12 protein-coding genes are annotated in these 16,988 nt (G+C 62.4%); 4 read left to right on the top strand and 8 right to left on the bottom strand.

Features of this window, described 5'->3' with window-relative positions:
• Positions 1-93 precede the first annotated feature (93 nt).
• Positions 94-717, top strand: a complete 624-nt coding sequence (locus tag ACEN2M_RS15425) for an NADPH-dependent F420 reductase (RefSeq protein ID WP_441649028.1) — start codon at positions 94-96, stop codon at positions 715-717.
• Between the two features lie 442 nt (positions 718-1,159).
• Here ACEN2M_RS15425 and ACEN2M_RS15420 read toward each other — a convergent pair whose 3' ends face one another.
• Both ACEN2M_RS15420 and ACEN2M_RS15415 read right to left on the bottom strand, forming a co-directional pair.
• Positions 1,160-2,917, bottom strand: a complete 1,758-nt coding sequence (locus tag ACEN2M_RS15420; protein ID WP_441649027.1) for a diadenylate cyclase — start codon at positions 2,915-2,917, stop codon at positions 1,160-1,162.
• Positions 2,918-2,978: 61 nt separating this feature from the next.
• Positions 2,979-3,293, bottom strand: coding sequence for a hypothetical protein (locus tag ACEN2M_RS15415; protein WP_441649026.1), 315 nt, complete (start codon positions 3,291-3,293; stop codon positions 2,979-2,981).
• A 299-nt stretch (positions 3,294-3,592) separates the two neighbouring features.
• Between ACEN2M_RS15415 and mobF the strand changes: the two genes are divergently transcribed.
• Both mobF and ACEN2M_RS15405 read left to right on the top strand, forming a co-directional pair.
• Complete coding sequence (gene mobF / locus ACEN2M_RS15410; RefSeq protein WP_441649025.1) at positions 3,593-7,405, top strand: MobF family relaxase; 3,813 nt, start codon at positions 3,593-3,595, stop codon at positions 7,403-7,405.
• Positions 7,406-7,452: 47 nt separating this feature from the next.
• Complete coding sequence (locus ACEN2M_RS15405; RefSeq protein ID WP_441649024.1) at positions 7,453-8,490, top strand: PDDEXK nuclease domain-containing protein; 1,038 nt, start codon at positions 7,453-7,455, stop codon at positions 8,488-8,490.
• A gap of 40 nt (positions 8,491-8,530) precedes the next feature.
• On the opposite strand, the gene ACEN2M_RS15400 is transcribed toward ACEN2M_RS15405, so the two are convergent.
• The 3 genes from ACEN2M_RS15400 to ACEN2M_RS15390 all read right to left on the bottom strand — a co-directional run bounded on the left by ACEN2M_RS15400 (position 8,531) and on the right by ACEN2M_RS15390 (position 13,147).
• Positions 8,531-9,523: a DUF559 domain-containing protein gene (locus tag ACEN2M_RS15400; RefSeq protein ID WP_441649023.1), complete on the bottom strand. Its 993-nt coding sequence runs from the start codon at positions 9,521-9,523 to the stop codon at positions 8,531-8,533.
• A gap of 176 nt (positions 9,524-9,699) precedes the next feature.
• Positions 9,700-12,021: a S8 family peptidase gene (locus tag ACEN2M_RS15395; protein WP_441649022.1), complete on the bottom strand. Its 2,322-nt coding sequence runs from the start codon at positions 12,019-12,021 to the stop codon at positions 9,700-9,702.
• Positions 12,014-13,147, bottom strand: coding sequence for an AAA family ATPase (locus ACEN2M_RS15390; protein WP_441649021.1), 1,134 nt, complete (start codon positions 13,145-13,147; stop codon positions 12,014-12,016). The genes ACEN2M_RS15395 and ACEN2M_RS15390 overlap by 8 nt, the downstream gene beginning before the upstream one ends.
• A 277-nt stretch (positions 13,148-13,424) precedes the next feature.
• Here ACEN2M_RS15390 and ACEN2M_RS15385 point away from each other — a divergent pair, with 277 nt between their 5' ends.
• Positions 13,425-13,619: an ABC transporter ATP-binding protein gene (locus ACEN2M_RS15385; protein ID WP_441649020.1), complete on the top strand. Its 195-nt coding sequence runs from the start codon at positions 13,425-13,427 to the stop codon at positions 13,617-13,619.
• A 146-nt stretch (positions 13,620-13,765) separates the two neighbouring features.
• Here ACEN2M_RS15385 and ACEN2M_RS15380 read toward each other — a convergent pair whose 3' ends face one another.
• The 3 genes from ACEN2M_RS15380 to ACEN2M_RS15370 are packed head-to-tail and all read right to left on the bottom strand — an operon-like array spanning position 13,766 to position 16,986.
• Positions 13,766-14,167, bottom strand: a complete 402-nt coding sequence (locus ACEN2M_RS15380; RefSeq protein WP_441649019.1) for a DUF4913 domain-containing protein — start codon at positions 14,165-14,167, stop codon at positions 13,766-13,768.
• Positions 14,160-15,866 (bottom strand): type IV secretory system conjugative DNA transfer family protein, encoded by a 1,707-nt coding sequence (locus ACEN2M_RS15375; RefSeq protein WP_441649018.1) that lies wholly within the window; start codon positions 15,864-15,866, stop codon positions 14,160-14,162. Before ACEN2M_RS15375 ends, ACEN2M_RS15380 begins: the two co-directional genes overlap by 8 nt.
• A gap of 46 nt (positions 15,867-15,912) precedes the next feature.
• Entirely contained in the window at positions 15,913-16,986 is a 1,074-nt protein-coding gene (locus ACEN2M_RS15370) for a hypothetical protein (RefSeq protein ID WP_441649017.1), read from the bottom strand.
• Between the last annotated feature and the right edge of the window lie 2 nt (positions 16,987-16,988).

Raw genomic sequence — 16,988 nt, 5'->3', positions numbered from 1 at the left:
CGGCATGTCTCCACTCTAACCCTTGTACTTCGAATTTCGAAGTGCTACGTTTGCGTCACTTCGGAAATCGAAGTGACGAGCGATGGGGATGAAATGAAAATTGGTATTGTCGGAGCCGGCAACGTGGGCAGGTTGTACGGCGAGCAGTGGGTGAGGCGAGGTCACGAAGTCGCGTTCAGCTATGCGCGTGATGAGGGCAGGCTGAAAACATTTGTTATCGGGCTAGGTTCGTCCGCGTCGATGGTCGCGGTTGAGGATGTCGCGGCGATCTCGGATGTGATCGTTTTCGCACCACCTTTCGAACAGGTCGCGCACGCGGCAGCACGCGTCGGCCCTGCGGCGGGAAAAGTGGTGATTGATACCACCAATCCCTTCAATCCGGAACGCACAGGTCTGGTCGAGCTCGGGGCGACCACGTCTGCAGCGAAGGTGGCACAACTGTTTCCGGACGCGCTCGTAGTCAAGGCGCTTCACAATTTATCCGTGAATCAGGCCGATGCTGCTGTAGAGCAGAAGACTCCCGCCGTTTTGTTCCTTGCTGGGGACAACCAAGAGGCTAAGGAGACGGTCGCACAGTTGGTCGTCGACGCTGGTTTGGTTCCCTTCGATACGGGTGACCTCTCCACTGCCAAGCTGAGCGAGGCACCTGGCGCCTTGTTCATGAACGTATACGGCGTGATGGAGGCTGACGGGGCGGTCGCGGCGGCCCGCCGCTGACCGAAGTCGGCTCCTGAGCGGTCTCGACCGCAATCGGTCGCGACCCGGGCCGGGCCGGGTCGCCTGAGGTGGGAGCGTCATTGACGCTCCCACCTATGGGGCTGGGCATAACCGGCGTCGCGCGTGATTCGCGCCTCACAATCGGTCGTGCCGAACATGACCGTGTCGGCGCGGAGCACATCAGCTTCGATGCTGGGCCTCGCCAGCCTCAGAACGCGAAAGCGCGCCTCGCCCATGATGCCGCCCGGGCTGTCTGCATAATTTGCGTGCCGCAACAAATCGCTCTGACAGGCGGGCGTTCGTAGCGTCGAAACTGAGTGCACCGCAGGCAGGTCGCCATCCTAGACTACGTGTTGACATAATCATTATTATCGGCGATATATCGATGATATATCGCTAGCCCTTCAAAGGCGCCTGGTGATGCTCTCGGAGGTTCGGTTCGTTATTCAGGAAGAAAGTAGGAGTCGTCCATGGTTGGATCCGGCATCAGCTCCTGGTAGCCAATCTTTATGAAGGAACTGCTAGATCTTTCGCGAGCGACTTCAACCCGCTCGCGGGCCCTATTGACCGTTCCGCACTGTTCGGATGAGAGGTAGAACGCGAGAGCGTTCATGTGTCTGTCCAGGCGGCCGACACGCTCGAAGTCGACTTCTCCCAAGGTCGAGTCTTCCAATTCCTGAACGGCCCGAACGATTTCGCTGCGTCGTACACGACGAGCCAGGTACGGCAGGAGATTGATCATGCCGTCTTCGCTAACGATCACGATCATGCAGGTGCCCGGTTGAGTTGCGTGGTGGTAGCGAACCGCCGAGTTATAGCGCGCTCCCCGAGCCGCGTCGCCTGTACCCGGGATGGCTGTTCCATCGAGGATCACGCCGACGGCATGACATTGGGCATCGGGGGACACGAGAATCGCTCCGTCTATGGAAGAAAGGGAGGACAGCGCATCCGATTCGAGCCGTCGCGGTTCGATCGCGAGAGCTTGGGGAGCCAATCTGACGGCTTCACTCGCGGCGTCTTTGTGGATGACGAGCATTGTTCCGTGCTGTTGTTTTGCTGCGGTGAGCGTCAGATCCCAAAGCGCCTGAGGATCCCCCATGGGGCCGTAGATCCGGTCCACCGTGTCTAGAAAACGCGCCTGGGAAAGTCTCTCCGCCGGGATTCGGGCGATGCCATTCTCGACACGAAGGAGCGGCGTGCTCTCGTGCGCCAGCTCCCATAGTCCCCTGCCGATGACCTTGACGGAATAGATACTCTCGCTCGTTTCCCGGTACGAGAGAGCCTTCCGACCCAGGCCGTACGCGTGGACTCCATCGCTGAGCAGATGCAGGTCTGGTCCAGACATCTCAAGAGCTTTTCTGAACGATCGTGTCTTCCGGAGTACGATCTTCTCTGAGAAACGAATATCGACGTCGACGTCGGGGTGACCATCCTTCGCGAGGACGAGAGTGCCAATCCCTGTGCGACCTTCATAGGGTTGTGCTGCTACTGCATCCATTGCTTCCGGAAAGCTCGACCCGTTCCAGTCTCCGTGAACGAACACCAGATTGTCGACGAAGGCGCGCGCTGAATGCCGGACGGTGTCCTGGCGCGCGCTCCCGTCAAAATCAGGCAGTGTGTCACGGGTGCTGGGATGACCCAGGAGGGATGTTGCTCGATCCAGGACTTTCGTAACCAGAGTGTGTTGGAGGGAAAAATTGGTCTTGATGCGCGAGCTGTGCTGTTCTTTGTCTAGGTGCGGATATCCGCCCCAGCGTCCCCTAAGCACGCTCACGATCGGATAGACCCGATAGTCGTCAACGACGCTGGGATACCCGACGAAGAAGGAGCGTTCTCGCCCTGGAACGGAAGCTTCGAATGCTGCTGCAATCGCTTTGACGCGGCAAGACTCAAGTCGTCCGCGAACAGCACGACTGTGGAGTAGCGGGTCGGAGATCAACATATTTCGTTCAGGGTGCACCGCAAAGAGACGATCCGCTTCAGCCATGGCGTCAGCTAGGAGGGCTGGTGAGTATGCGCCGGTTTCTGGTTCGACACAAATGGGCCAGGCCCCTTCGCCAGTTGCGCGAAACCCCACGAGATACGCCTCTGGGGCGACTTCGATTCCTATCGAGGAGAGAGACGTCTTCGCAAAATCCTCAAGCGACCAACGAAAATGACCTTGGAAACCCCACATGAATTGCTGAATAACATCGCGCATAGAGGAAGCCTGTCAGATGGAACGATGCCCGACTACTCAGGATGCTCGAAGAGCGTGCAGGCTACCTCTTCACCTCGCGAAGGGGAATGCCAAGTCGCTCAGCGACCTCAGCCCGCGCAACACCTAAATCGAGCATGGAACCTATCGCGGTCGTCATGCTTGTGCGGGCCAATGCGCTCTTCTTCTCCGTCCGTTCATGAACGGCTGCAATCTCGTTCTGTGCCGCGGATTCCATTTCTTCGATCGAGTTGAGTGCGATGAAGTATCCGGTTGCCAGTTCCTCAAGCTCATCCTGCTTCTGCCGATATTCTGCTGCCCGCTCGCGGGCCCGCGAGCGGGCAGCGCTTTGTTTTTTGGAGTTACGAACATCGCTCATGGTGTACCCCTTTCGTGGGTCAAAGAAACCATTATGCGTGAGCTAGCGACCGGGAGGAAATCTCTGCATTCCGAAGGGAGGGTAGTGCGCTGGGTGTTTCAAGACAGCTTTGTTTCGGTACGCGCTCGACGCACTATCTCTGTGCTTCCGCATCCACTCCTTGGCCACGGCCCAGCAACACTCCCCCACTTCATTCCTGCTACCCAATCTTCGATTGTCGCGCCAAATATCCTCATTCTTCGGACCATAACTCGCCACACCTCTGGCATTAGTAATCGACGAGGTAAAGTGAGCGTGTGATGACCATGCATATCCTCTCCGCGGGAGACGGGTATGCGTACTACACCAGCGAGACCGTGACCGGTGACGTGAAGCGGGAGAGCGGCCGCGAACTGGGCGACTACTACACCGAAGACGGTAACCCTCCCGGGATCTGGGTCGGCGGCGGCCTCACCGCCTTGGGCGTGTCCGGGACAGTCACTGAGGAGCAGATGAAGGCCCTTTACGGTGAGGGCTTGCACCCGGACGCGGAACGGATCATCGCCGCTGCGCAGTCCGAGGGAAAGACCGCAAGCGGTGCCATCGCAGAGGCCAAACTCGGGCGGTCGTATTACGGCTACAGCACCGGCGGTACCGACTTGAAGGACAAGATCAAGGCCGGCTACACCGCCTTCGAGAAGACGAAACGACGTGAACCTAACGTCGCCGAGCGACGTGCGATCCGTGCCCGCGAAGGTGCCCTGGCGTTCCGCGACGCCAAGGGCCGTCCTGCTGCGGACAAGGAAGAGCTGGGCAGGTTCATCACCGCGGCGACCCGGCCCACGCAGCAAGCCGTCGCCGGATTCGACCTGGTCTTCTCCCCCGCCAAGAGCGTATCCGTGCTCTGGGGCCTGGGTGATGAACCCACCCGGAAGACGATCGAGGCCGCACAGGCCGTTGCTATCGCCGACACGGTGAAGTACCTCGAGAGGGAGGCTGTCGCCACCCGCGCCGGCACGAACGGCGTCGCACAGATCGACGTCGAAGGCGGTTTGATTGCTACCCTGTTCCGGCACTACGACTCCCGTAACGGAGACCCGCAGCTGCACGATCACCTGGTCGTCGCGAACAAGGTCAAGGGCGTTGACGGAAAGTGGCGCACCCTTGATTCCAAGCTGCTCCACCGCCAGGGTGTCGCGGCATCCGAGTTCTACAACCAGCGCGTCATGGACGAGGTCACCAGCACGCTGGGCTTGACCACGGAGCTTCGCGAGGTTACCCCGGGCAAGCGCCCCGTGGTCGAGATCGCCGGTATCGACGAGCGCCTCACGTCGCAGTTCTCGACCCGGTCTGCGGACATCAAGAAGGCTGTGGGTCAGCTCGAGAAGGATTACCGGGCCAGCCACGGCCGCTCCCCCGACGCGACCGCCCGCATCAAGCTCGCCCAGCAAGCCACCCTCGACACCCGCCCGCAAAAACTGCACGCCAGGTCCCTCGCAGCGCTCCGCACTGAGTGGGCTGTGAAAGGCGCAGAACGCGTTGGCACCGCCACCATCCGGAACCTTCTTTCTGATGCCCGCGCCGCGGCCCGTGCGACGGACGAGACGAGGACCGGGCCGCGCGTGGTGGACGTTGATCGTGCCGCTCGTGAGGTCGTCGCGACGGTGTCGGAGCACCACGCGGTCTGGGGTCCGCACATGATCGAAGCCGAAGCCCGCCGCTGGGTCCAGAACGAAACCAGCCACGGTCCCGTGTCCGCCGGCACCGTCGAGCAGATCACACGGCGTGCATTGGAGACGGACTCAATCGCGGTCACACCGCCCGCTCCGCACAGCGCGTTCCAGCCGCTAACTCGTCGTGACGGGTCGAGCATTTACGAGCACAAGGGCCGCATGCTCTTCACCTCCGCCGGCCTATTGGCCGCCGAAGACACCCTGCTCAATGCTGCCCGCACCCGGGCAATCGCCCCGGTCACCGTAGCCGAGTTCGACCGGACCGTCGCGGCCCACACCGGCCCACTCGACGCCGGCCAGCGGGCACTGGCCCGGGAGTTCACGACGTCGGGAACACTGCTGGTCGTGGGGACGGGCCCTGCCGGTGCGGGTAAAACGACCGCGCTGGCGTTAGCGGCCCGCGCCACCGAGCACGCCGGCGGCCGGCTGATCGGATTGGCCCCATCCGCAACTGCCGCCACCGTGTTCCGTGACGCAGTGAGCGTGCCCGCGGCGACGATCCACTCGTTCGTCGGCGCCTACGACACCCACGGTGACGCGACACCGGAGAGCCGTCACCCGGACGAGTTGAAGCTGCGCCCGGGCGACATCGTCGTGGTCGACGAGGCCGGCATGGCCGGCACCGTCAACCTGGCCAAAGTCACCCGTATCGCCGAACGCCATGGCGCCCACGTGCGCCTGATCGGTGACGACCGGCAACTCGCAGCCGTTGAATCCGGTGGAGCGCTACGCCTGCTGGAACGTGAAGTCGGCTCGGTCCAACTCGACCAGATCCACCGGTTCGCCTCCCAAGCCGAAGCAGAAGCGTCTCGGCAGCTCCGCGACCCGGCCACAGTCGGTGACCCGTTCCGGTGGTACGTCGACAACGACCGCGTCACCGGCGGCAGCATCGACCGGATGACCGACAACGTCTTCGCCGCCTGGCAGCACGACGACGAAGCAGGCAAGAACACGGTCATGCTGGCCCAGCAGAACGTCACCGTCACCGACCTCAACACGCGGGCGCAGGCGTACCGGATGGGCGCCGGCCAAGTGTCCGGACGGACGTCAGCGCAGCTGCGCGACGGCCTGGCCGCGTACCAAGGCGACCGGATCGTGACCCGGCTGAACGATGCCACCCTCCGCACCGGCCGCGGCACGGACCGGGTCAAGAACGGCGACGTCTGGACGGTGCGGAAGGTGCACGGCGACGGTGCGCTGACCGTTATCCATGCAGGGCACGGCGGCCGCATCACCCTGCCGGCCGAGTACGTGCAGCGAAACGTCGAGCTGGGATACGCATCCACCATCCACCGAGCCCAAGGTCTGACCGCCGACACGGCGCACGTCCTGGCGGACGCGTCGACGTCGCGGGAGCTCGTGTACGTCGGCCTGACCCGTGGGAAAGAAGCGAACCACCTCTACGTCGAGACCGAAGATGCCCAGCCCGTCAGCGACGTTCTGGACAGCATCGCCAGACATAGCGCCGGCCTGCTCTCGGCGACAGAAACCATCCGCGCCGAACAAGCTCGAGTCGATGACCTGGTCACTCTCATCGATCAGTACGGCGATGTCGCCGAACGCGCCAACACGGTCCGATTCGACCAACTCGTTCACCGCACCCTCCCGGCCGGGGACGCCACCAGCCTCACCGACTCCGAAAGCTGGGGCGCCGTCACCGCCGCCCTCACCCGCGCCGAAGCGCAGAGCCTGGACGCAGCCGCGGTGCTGCGGGAGTCGTGGAACGAACGCGAACGGGGCACGGCCGACGACGTTGGCGCCGTCCTGTCCTACCGGATGGAACGACGCCTCGAGACTGCCCCCGTCCTCGAACAGGCCGCAGAACTGACCCGTCCGGCCGTTCCGACGTGGATCGCGGACCGGCGTGCACTCGACTCCCCCGGCACCGACCCCGCCTGGCGTGACCATCTCGCCGAGCGCTACGAGTACCTGGCCGCGCGGCTTGAAGAACGCGGCACCTCAATCGTGGCCGAGCAGCCCGCCTGGGCGCAGCAGCTCGGTGACGTCCCGGCCGAAGGTGCGCCGCGGGAAGAATGGTTGCGGCTCGCGGCCGAGGTCGCCGTGTTCCGTGACCGTTACAGAGTCGACCCGGCCCAAGCCGACGCCATCCCCGCGGCCTACCGCGAGCGTACCGTGGGCGCGGAGCTCGCGGCCCGCGTGGCAGCGCAACACCAGGCGCAGACCCCGAGCACCCAGGCGGCCGCAACAGGCACTGGACGGCAGAAGTCCGCAACCGCGCTCGAAGCGATGCGAGCGGCAAACCGGGCCACAGCCGACAGGCAGCGTGAGGCGCAGCGGGCCGCCGGCCTCACCGTCACGGCACGCACCGCGACTCGCAATGACCAAGCGACGCAGCGACCCGAGGATCAGCGCACCCGGGATGACGGCCGCGCACTCTAGGTCGCCGGCAGGTCCCCCACGCGTCCCGAGCCCGGGACAATAGGGCTATGGCCCAAAGCAATGTTGTTCTCCCCGACGGCTACCCGGAGTTCCTAGGTTCCCTCAAACGCCGAGTGCACGAGACTCAACTCCGCGCTCAGCGCACGGTGAACACCCAACTCATCGAGCTGTACTGGACCATCGGCCGCGAAATTATCAGCCAGCAAGAGAGACAAGGCTGGGGCGCAGGGGTGCTGGTCCGCCTCGCCGGGGACCTCAGAAGCGAGTTCCCGCAGATGAAAGGCTTCTCCTCGAGAAACCTGCAGTACATGAGGGCTTTCGCCGTTGCGTGGCCAGGGGCGGAGCCAATTGTGCAACAGGCTGTTGCAGGATTGCCGTGGGGCCACATTACCGTTCTGCTCGACAAATTGGACAGCGTTGAAAGCCGTGAATGGTACGCGATCGCGGCCGCCAAGAACGGTTGGTCCCGCAACGTGCTGCTCAACCAGATCATGAACCGCACCCTCGAACGCACAGGCTCGGCCCCGTCGAACTTCACGGCGGAGCTGACACCCGCTGACTCGGATCTCGCACGCCAGATCGCCAAAGACCCGTACGTATTCGACTTCCTGGAACTCACTGAGGATGCCGCTGAACGTGACCTCGAACAAGCGCTCATGGACCGCATCGTTGACACCCTCCGCGAGCTGGGCACAGGGTTCGCCTTCGTTGGCCGACAAGTACATTTCGATGTCGGTGGCGACGACTTCTACCTCGATCTGCTCTTCTTCCACGTCGAGCAGCTGCGCTACGTCGTAATCGAACTCAAAACCGGGAAATTCCAACCTGAACATGCTGGCCAGCTCGGCTTCTATATCTCCCTTGTCGATGACAGGCTCCGCAGGGCAGCCCATGCTCCCACCGTCGGCATCCTGATCTGCGGAGACCGAAACGACCACACGGTCCGGTACGCGCTCAGCCGAAGCGGATCACCAATGGCAGTCTCCACGTACACCTACGATGCGCTCCCCTCAACTGAGAAGGACGCTCTGCCTGACGCCGACGAACTAACCGCAGCGTTGGGCTGGGACGGGACGGGTCAATAACTCAAACAAGAGTGGTTCATATTCGGCTTGGGTCAAGTTCCTAATCGAGGGCCCAAAGCTTCGAACGAGCACCATTACGTACAAGCCGAAACCGTTGGTAGGGCCCATACATCCCGGCGGTGATCACTAGATCCTCCAGTCGCCACCCTGCATCGACAGCCCCGTCGTGCAATTGCGCAAGCGCTTTGCCCTGAGCAGTAAACGCCACTCCATCGGTTGCATCGACCCCCACCAAGTTGGATGTGGCGTCCCAATCCGCCCCGCCGGCATTGAACTTATCGAAGATGCGAATGTTCGATGCTTGCTCACCGGTGAAGAGCTCGTCGCCCCAAGGGAACCGGGACACTGACCCAAGGTCATCCTTTACGGTCAGGAGCTCAATGAGCGGCGTCCTCCACTGTGTTCTTGGAACGCCAGCGAGCCCGAGCCAGCAAATAAACCGGGGAGCCCCCCACCCTTCAGCAACAGCCAAGTAGTTCCCGCCATCCATCGCCACCAGCCGTTCGATAGTGTTCCCGTCACCAATCCACGAAACATAAAAGGCATTCTCCGTGTACTTGTGGGGAGAAATGGACCCCAGGCGGGAGGGCTCCTTCGTGCTCTTGGGGCGCACCGCCTTTGTCAGGCGACGAACCGTCCCGGGCCTACCCGCAACGGCGTCTCCAATCGCCTCAATCAGGGCTGCGATCGAAGCCTTGGTAGGACCAGTGGACTCGGAGAGCACATCGTGTGGCCCGACTTCGCTGAGGCCGCCGAGCCGCAGGCGAACAACCGTCCAACCCACTTCGCCTAGAAGCTGGTTGCGGAGCTGATCCTTGATGAATTCGTCTGCATGGGTGAAGTCAGAATCGATTTCCACAGCAACTTTGGCGCTCTTGATGAGGATGTCAGGGGACAGCACGGGGTGGTTGTCCCTAGAGGCTTCGTACCCGCACTGGATAGCAGAGCGGCCTTTATGGAGCTTCAGCCCAGCGTCGAGCAGTTTCTGCCGGACACCTTCTTCCATTTTGGACGTACTCGGATTCTTGGACATGACGACTGCCCCGATCTCGTACCTCGCACTGCGCATCACGGACACCCTTCGGTAGTAGCTAGTCGGATGGTATCGAGGGCCAGCGACAGAGGAAGAACCTCGGCGGGTTGGCCGCGCTGTCCAGTGGACGACCGGATTTCCGGTTGATGAACGTCCCCGACTGATTCCAGAGCGACCTACAGCGGCGATGCAGGTACGCGAACCTGAGGCTGCACGCGAATCATTGGACGCAGTGCCGTGTACTGCGCCCGCACTTCGTCGTAAAGGTTCCCCTTTTCGTCCTTGTCGACGATAGATACCAATAGAGCGAAGGGCAGCGCCTTGGGTGAGTTGTCGAGCATGCCGGAGTTTCGTGCCAGGTACGAAACCTCGAGTCGTGGGTTAAAAGTGGAGCCCTTTGGCAGCGAGATTCGAGCGTGCCGAACTGTTTCCCACTTGCCGTCATCTCTGAGGTGAGATTCTGGGATGGGGCCGGAAGTTCCTAGGCCCCGGGTGACGGGCTCTTGTCCTGATTTCCATCCCGCGCTGATTAGACCTAGAGCTTCTGGGGTTCTTTGGTCCAAGGTTCGGGATTTCTCCCCCGACCCTTTCGGCGGTCGGAAGCTGTAAAGGTGTTCATGGGGACGAAACGAAATCTCCACAGATGCCTGCGTGTATTCGCTGGGCTCCGTGGGATCCACTGGCGAAGCGTACGCGAGGGTGACTCGGACTTCGAGATTGTCGCTGTGTGCTGTTGGAAGCGGAACCTGGTAGCCCAGTAGTTCATGGCGGGCGACTTCGTCCGAATAGAGAACATGAACTTTGTCGGGACCGCACTCAAGGTAAGGCCGGAAGCTTATGGGCAGCCGCCCATAGCCAACTTCGTTGCGGAATTTCTTGTGAAAGCGATGGCGCTCAGTGAAGTGCACTGCGAAGGCGCGGAGGACGCTGGGGCTGGCATCAGTGATCCCCGCTGCCAAGTCAGAGAGTGCGTATGTAGCCAGCGGCGCCGAAAAGCTCGTCCCGATCGCAGAATCGAATGTCCCATCAGCGCGTAGAAGCGGGAACTCTTTCCCACTCACTCCCCCGAATTGAAGCCCGATGGGCTGCACTCTGCTCCCTTGGCGGCCGGGGCCCATCGACGAATACGGAGCACGTACCCAACGCTCGGTCAAGTTGGAGGTGTCGCAGGACCCAACACTCAGCCCGTTGGCCATGTCAGCAGGCACCTGCACTCGGTTGAGCCCTAAAGAACGGTCCTGGTCGCCGTCATTGCCGGCGGCTACTACGAAGAGAACGTCATGCTCCCAGGCGAGCTGATCCAGAGTGCTAGTCCAGAGGTTTGGTTCCTGATCGTCTTCAACGGCAAGGGCCGGACCGAGGCTCAGGTTCACGATGCGGTGCGCGCCCAAGCGCACCGTTTCTGCTATCCGATCAAGAATCCAGTACCCATCTGGGTCGCCAGCCGGCGCAGGAAAGACTCGGTAGCTGTCCACATGCAGAGGGGGATGTGCTGCTGTGGTCCCGGGTTGGGCGAGTCCATACATGGCCGCTCCAGTGACACCGGTGCCGTGCTTCAGCTCTTCTGTGCCAGGAGCCTCAGTCGTCAGATCAATGCTCCCCGCCGGGAAAAGCGGAGACGTCCCAGGGATGCCGCCGTCAAAAACGGCAACCCGAGGTAGCTCAGGAAGGTGGGGCACAAATGTGACCGGCAGGAGCTTCTGCATAGAGCGGGTGCGTAGATTCGGCCGAGGGCGGATGCCTGGCATGGGACGCATTACGCGAAGCGGATTGAACTGAACTGCGGCGCCAGCCTGATGAGGTGGTAGTTCCACGGCAGTAAAAGTGAGCCCTCCGACGACTCTGACATAGTCGCGGCGAACCGCACCGCCGAGGCTTTCAACGAGAGCAAACCATTTCTCCAGGAGGTCGGCACTCGAACGGACCATTTCACCGGACGTCTGGATCTCCGGGTGTAGAACCGCTTCCCAGAGGGCTGCATCCGTTTCGATGAGGTTCTGCGGCGGAGTCGAGATGGAAATCGCGTCGAACTTCTTGATCTCATCGAACGCTTGGCGTTCGGACTTGCTCGAGCCACCTGTCGCCATGAGGGCAGAAAGAGCCTCTAGACCAGCCTCCTCTATTGACAAGATGAGACGCCGAGTACCGGCCTGTTTCTTTTTCGTCTTGGTTTCATACCAAGTCTTGTCCGCTCTTGACCCGACCGGAACCGCACCCACTTGGGACAGGAGGCTGGTGGGAAAGCTTGAAGCGGCAATGTAGTTGGGAAGAAGCCGAGCCTCAATGTAGAGCCGATTGCCGCGTAAGTTCGTCGGGAGAGCCAAAGCTTTGTCTCGGGCTAGAGAGAGTTGCGGCGACAACAGCACGCGCGCTTCCTCTGCCGTCTGGGGCACGAACTTATCTCCACCTCCAGACGGCGGTGTTGTCACCGCGATACGCAACGCCTCGCCCCGACCGAGCAGAGGTCGGGAACGGCCAGGCGACCCAACATCAGACATCGGCTATCTCCTTTGCTCGTTTCAAAGCGGCGCTCACTGTGGGATGGGTAACGCTGGCGCGAGATGCGATTTGTCGGGCGGAGAGGTTGAGCTGTTCCGACGCAACAAGCCACAACTTGTCCCGAATCGGGCCGGCTTCACGAGCCCTCCATACGACGGAATCGAGCAGTTCTTTACCAGGGTCGCTACTTTGAAGCACCGCCCGGCGTCGAGCTGTTTCCCAAAGTCGCACAACTTCCGATCCGCTGACCCCGACGAGCGCTTGGGAAGCAAGTTCCAGAACGTCACCGTCCAGGCTATGGATTGACAGCCGTTGCAGCATTTGCCGCAGCTCGACATACGTGGGGGCCTCAAGCTCTATCCGTCTGTCGAAACGACGGCCGACGGCCGGATCAAGCAGCTGGGGATGGTTTGTGGCAGCGACGAGAAGACTGGTGTCCGGCCACCTGTCCAGTTCTACAAGGAGGACGTTCACGATGCGCTTGAGCTCGCCGATGTCCGTGTCATCGTCGCGGCGCTTTGCGACCGCATCGAATTCATCGAGGAGAAGCACGCATGGGCCGGACTGCGCGTAGCTGAGGACGGACTTGATGTTCCTGCCGGATGATCCGAGGTAGCTGGACACGACTGAGGCGAGATCGAGCGACACGAGGGGTACACCGATTTCTTCTGCGAGCCATTTCGCAGCCAGCGTCTTACCAACACCAGGTGGACCACTTAGTAGCAAGGATCTCGTTGGTGATACTCCGGCCTGAGCGAGCTCGTCCGCGCGATGTCGCTCGTCAACGATTTCCTGTAGCTGGCGAAAAGTGGCTTCAGCGAGAACCAAAGCGCCACCGTCGGGGGTCGGTTCAACGTCTACTAAGGGGTGGTCTTCACCGTCTGAGGGTGTCTCTCCTCGAGCGAATCGGAGCCCTCCTGAAGTGGACCCTGCTGTCAGAGCGGTGTGGAGAGCGCCGCGAAAATGCTCGGCGTCCGCGATCTCTGGCGGGACCGCTCGGATGAGTCGAGTCGCGAGTTGGCGGACGCCCGACCCATGTCCTGTGACGCCGACCTGCACGAGGTCAATGAGGGCCTGCTCAAGTCCGCCGTTGAAGTGGTAATCATTTCGCGTTCGGGTTGCCATGTTTTCCACTATAGGCCTACATGATCGCGTTCATAACAGATGTAAGTGGTAAATCGGCGATTCGGAATAGACATTGCTTGCCAACACAGGTAACGTCGTTAACGCACAACGACCCCGGTCGGCAAAGCGCCGACCACATGGTGGTTGGCGGCCGACGGGGTCGCAGGTGTTCTCTAGGCGGGAACCCTTCGACTCTAGCTGGTGCAGCGGGGCAATCTCTAAATGGGGGTTGTGCCTAAGCCCTAGTGCTGCCGCGGTGCAGAAAGGAGCATGGCCCATGGCCAATCGCTCATCTATCTCCGGCCGCTACATCTCGAATGCTGCTGCGGCGCGTCACCCGCGCACCAGCGTCACCGAAAGCGGAAGCAACAACAGCAACGGTACGCACTACCGCAACTCAGGAAGCGGCCGCTTCATCACCGGTGCACAGGCACAGCGCAATCCGAATGGGAGCCAGGCTGAACGCGGCTAGGCAGCGGCCGCTCTAGCGACCTTAGGGGTGTCCCACGCTGAGCGTGGGCACCCCTTTCTCGTCGCCTCGCGATCGAGGACGCTTCTCGAGTTGCTCTCGAGGTTGATTAGCCTCTTGCCGCGCGGAGGGCCGTCGGAGACCTGCGGCTACAACTCGAAATCGGCGGCTGGCATCGATACCGGCACAATGCCTGCGGTGCCAACCTTGCGACGGTGGAAATGTCCTTGTTCTGGGTCGCAGTCCCGGAAGGGGCCGTTGCTCCTGTCGAAGATAATGACGGCGTGGCGATCCCAATGGTTGATCCACCAGGAGGAAACGGCGCCGGCGTCGCCGTCCATGAGGCTGGCGTCGGCTTGCATGCTGGCCTGCCAGAGCGCCTTGAACCGAGCGACGACTTCCGGGTGTAGCCACCATTCGGTGCACCAGGGTGTGGGTTTGGTGCCGGTGGTTTCAACGGTGCTGAGGTGCGTGGCCAGCCAGTCGAGGAACATCTGCCGGACATCGACTGGAGTCTCCTCCCCGTCACTCTGATCGTCGTACTCAGCCACGTGCGCCCACTTTCAGTGGTGCCGTGACCGTCATAGGCCTGGTTATCTTGATGGCAGAGGACAGCGTCTTGTCGCGGAACCAGGGGATGGTGTTGACCATCACTGGCCGGCATTTCGAGCTAAACATAACCGCGCGCCACTCAGGCAGCGAACCGAGTGCGGCGATGTCGAGGGTGTTGACCTTGCGCGTATTGGTCGATGTGGACATGTGGCCGTCTTTGCCGGTGGAGCTGCCGTAGGTGATCTCGTCGTGCTCACCGATCAGCGCGGCCAGCGAGCGGAGGAAGTCATCGTCGCCGGATCCGCCGCCGAAGACGCGAGTGGCGGCGGCGTCCCAAAGGGTTTGCCAGCCGTCTTTCCCGAACGCGTCGATCGCCTGGGCACGGGATTGGAAGTAGGAGTTCAGGATGATGCCCATGGATCCGTAGAACGAGTACACCGAGGGCAATTCGGGCCAGCGGACGATGTTGGCGCATTCGTCGAGCTCCATCACCAGCGGCACGGTGAGCCGGCCGCCGTTGCCTTGCGCAGCGTGCTCGGCGGTCTTGCAGATCGCGCGGATGAGGGCGGTGAGGATGGCGCCGCCGGATCCTTCACCGTCTTTGGAGAGCAGTACGAGCGTTTCGGTGCTGCGTATGAACTCGTCCGGGTTGAACCGGCGAACACCCTCAGCGCTGGTCCAGGCGAGGAGGTCATCGTCAGCGAGGGCTGAAGCCATCCGCTGTGCCGTGGCGTAGACACTGCCTTTGGTCTTCTCGGGCCAGCTCAGGATGCCCTCGATTGTCGAGGACGGCCCGGTTTTCCCGTGACGGGCCAGGATCCGCTGTACCTCGTGCCCTTCAGCGCGGGCAATCCACGCGAACACCTGCGAGAGGGGTTCGTGCTCGAGCGCGGCGGCGAGGAAGAAGTAGGCGAGCAGGTCGCGGCCGGCGGTGTCGAACTGGGAGTCTCCGCCTCGGTCGGAAGCTTTCCGGGTGGAGGCTTCAAAGATGGCCGCGAGCTCGCGGGCGTCGGCGGCGCTTTGCACGTAGTCGAGCGGGTTGAACACGAAGTCTGGGCGGGTATCGCGTCGATAGATGCGGTTGGGGTCGAAGATGAACGCCTGGCCGTGGCCGGCACGGCCGGCGAGGGTTTCGCGGACGCCGTCGACTTTGTTGGACGTCATGATCGCAGCCCCCGGGGCTTCGATCATGTGGCGGATGACGAGGGCGGAGGTTTTGCCTCGGCCGGTGCCGAAGACGTATACGCCCAGGTCTCGCCACCCTTGATACACCCACCGGTCCCCACGCCCCACGAGCCGGCCGACCCGCTCCCCCGCCGGTAGGTTCACCGCGGCCGGGTGCAGCTGCGCAGCCTCCGTCGCCCGCGCTGTTTCGCGCAACACGGCGGACTGTTTGCGTGTGGCCATGTGCTTGAGGGCGACGTTGTTGCGCTTGGTCGATGCCCACTGTGCCTGCTTGGCCAGGACGAACGCGAACACCGCAACCACGAGAACCAGAGCCACTAAGGACGTCCAGGTCGCAGCCGGCGGCCAGGGGGCGTCGCGGAAGAGGAAATCGCCGGCCAGAGCGGCCGGGTTCCACGAATAAGTGACACCGGTTGGTGTGAGGGCGGCGCCAGCGTGCACGGCGACGAGTAACCCGAGGACGGTCATGAGGGCGAGGACGCCTGTCATGATGCGGGCTTTCCAATCGATCATCGGATTCTCCTTGCAACCTGCAGCGCAGGCGTTGTGGTGCGTGGCATCAGGTGCCGAGTTTCAGGGGGTCGGTGCTGTACGGGTCGACGGCGATGTGGACGTGGTTGCAGTAGTCGCTGAACTGCGTCATTGACAGGTCCAGGGTCACGCCGGCGTCGGCGCGGCACTGGGACTGGCCGGTTCCGGACCCGTCCGGCATCACCGGGCTGAGCGCTTTGAGCAGCTTCAACGCGTTGGCGTCGGCGCCGGTGGTGGGCATCCGATCGAACGAGTAGAAGTCGACGGCGTGGCCGCCCCCGTTCGCCGAGTGCGGCGACGTGAGGCCGGAGCCGAGGATCTGGCCGGTGCAGGCCCGGTTGATGTCGGAGATCCCGACGCTGTCGAAGGTGTTCGTGGCGATGGTGATGACCTGCAGGATCCGGGTATCGATGCCGCAGTTCTCTTTGGTTTCGCCGTTGGCGATCCAGCGGATCTCGCGGAGGTGATCCGGTGACAGGCCGGTGATGTTGCCGGAGTCGATCTTGGCCACCAGGCCGGCTGCGAGGGTGCGGGCGTCGCTGTCGACGCCGGCCGCGCAGGCCGCGTCTCCGGTGGTGAGCGCGGTGACGACGGCTCGGGCGCCGTCATAGTACTTCGTGTAGTGGTTGGGGTCGGCGTTGATCTGCACGGCGTGCGCCGCCTGGGTGGTCGTCATGGCTTCCCAGTTCGGCACCCGCAGCAGGCGCTGGAAGAAGAACGATGCCGCCTGGGTGGGGTCCATCCGCTGAGCGAGGGTGCCCCAGGTGTCGCGTTGCTGGAACAGGCCGCGGGAGTCGGGACCGGCTAGGTCGCCGTATTCGATGTTGCGCAGCGTCGATTCGCCCATCGCCGTCATCACACCGATGGTCTGCCCGCTCACGTTGACACCCAAGGTCGCGCCGGCGTTCATGATCAGGGCCGCGTTCACGAGCTGGTCACCTTGGTAGCCGGCGACCGCGCCGCGTTCGGCGGCGTCTTTCGGGTTCGCGGCGACCGCCGCGCACGCGTTGGTGCCAGGGCCGCCGCCGGTGATCAGCAGCAGCCCGGTGAAGATGACCACCAGTACCAGTACTGCCCCGGTCCCCCAGATACCTTTCTGCATGC

Source organism: Cryobacterium sp. W22_MBD10_FK3 (assembly GCF_052113745.1).
In the GTDB taxonomy this organism is placed as follows: Bacteria; Actinomycetota; Actinomycetes; order Actinomycetales; family Microbacteriaceae; genus Cryobacterium.
This window is presented reverse-complemented; position numbering and strand designations above follow the sequence as displayed.

Bases quoted from the DNA above. Each gene is read 5' to 3' on its own strand.
- ACEN2M_RS15425 (WP_441649028.1), top strand. From the start codon at position 94: ATGAAAATTGGTATTGTCGGAGCCGGCAACGTGGGCAGGTTGTACGGC.
- ACEN2M_RS15420 (WP_441649027.1), bottom strand. From the start codon at position 2,917: ATGCGCGATGTTATTCAGCAATTCATGTGGGGTTTCCAAGGTCATTTT.
- ACEN2M_RS15415 (WP_441649026.1), bottom strand. From the start codon at position 3,293: ATGAGCGATGTTCGTAACTCCAAAAAACAAAGCGCTGCCCGCTCGCGG.
- mobF (WP_441649025.1), top strand. From the start codon at position 3,593: ATGACCATGCATATCCTCTCCGCGGGAGACGGGTATGCGTACTACACC.
- ACEN2M_RS15405 (WP_441649024.1), top strand. From the start codon at position 7,453: ATGGCCCAAAGCAATGTTGTTCTCCCCGACGGCTACCCGGAGTTCCTA.
- ACEN2M_RS15400 (WP_441649023.1), bottom strand. From the start codon at position 9,523: ATGTCCAAGAATCCGAGTACGTCCAAAATGGAAGAAGGTGTCCGGCAG.
- ACEN2M_RS15395 (WP_441649022.1), bottom strand. From the start codon at position 12,021: ATGTCTGATGTTGGGTCGCCTGGCCGTTCCCGACCTCTGCTCGGTCGG.
- ACEN2M_RS15390 (WP_441649021.1), bottom strand. From the start codon at position 13,147: ATGGCAACCCGAACGCGAAATGATTACCACTTCAACGGCGGACTTGAG.
- ACEN2M_RS15385 (WP_441649020.1), top strand. From the start codon at position 13,425: ATGGCCAATCGCTCATCTATCTCCGGCCGCTACATCTCGAATGCTGCT.
- ACEN2M_RS15375 (WP_441649018.1), bottom strand. From the start codon at position 15,866: ATGATCGATTGGAAAGCCCGCATCATGACAGGCGTCCTCGCCCTCATG.
- ACEN2M_RS15370 (WP_441649017.1), bottom strand. From the start codon at position 16,986: ATGCAGAAAGGTATCTGGGGGACCGGGGCAGTACTGGTACTGGTGGTC.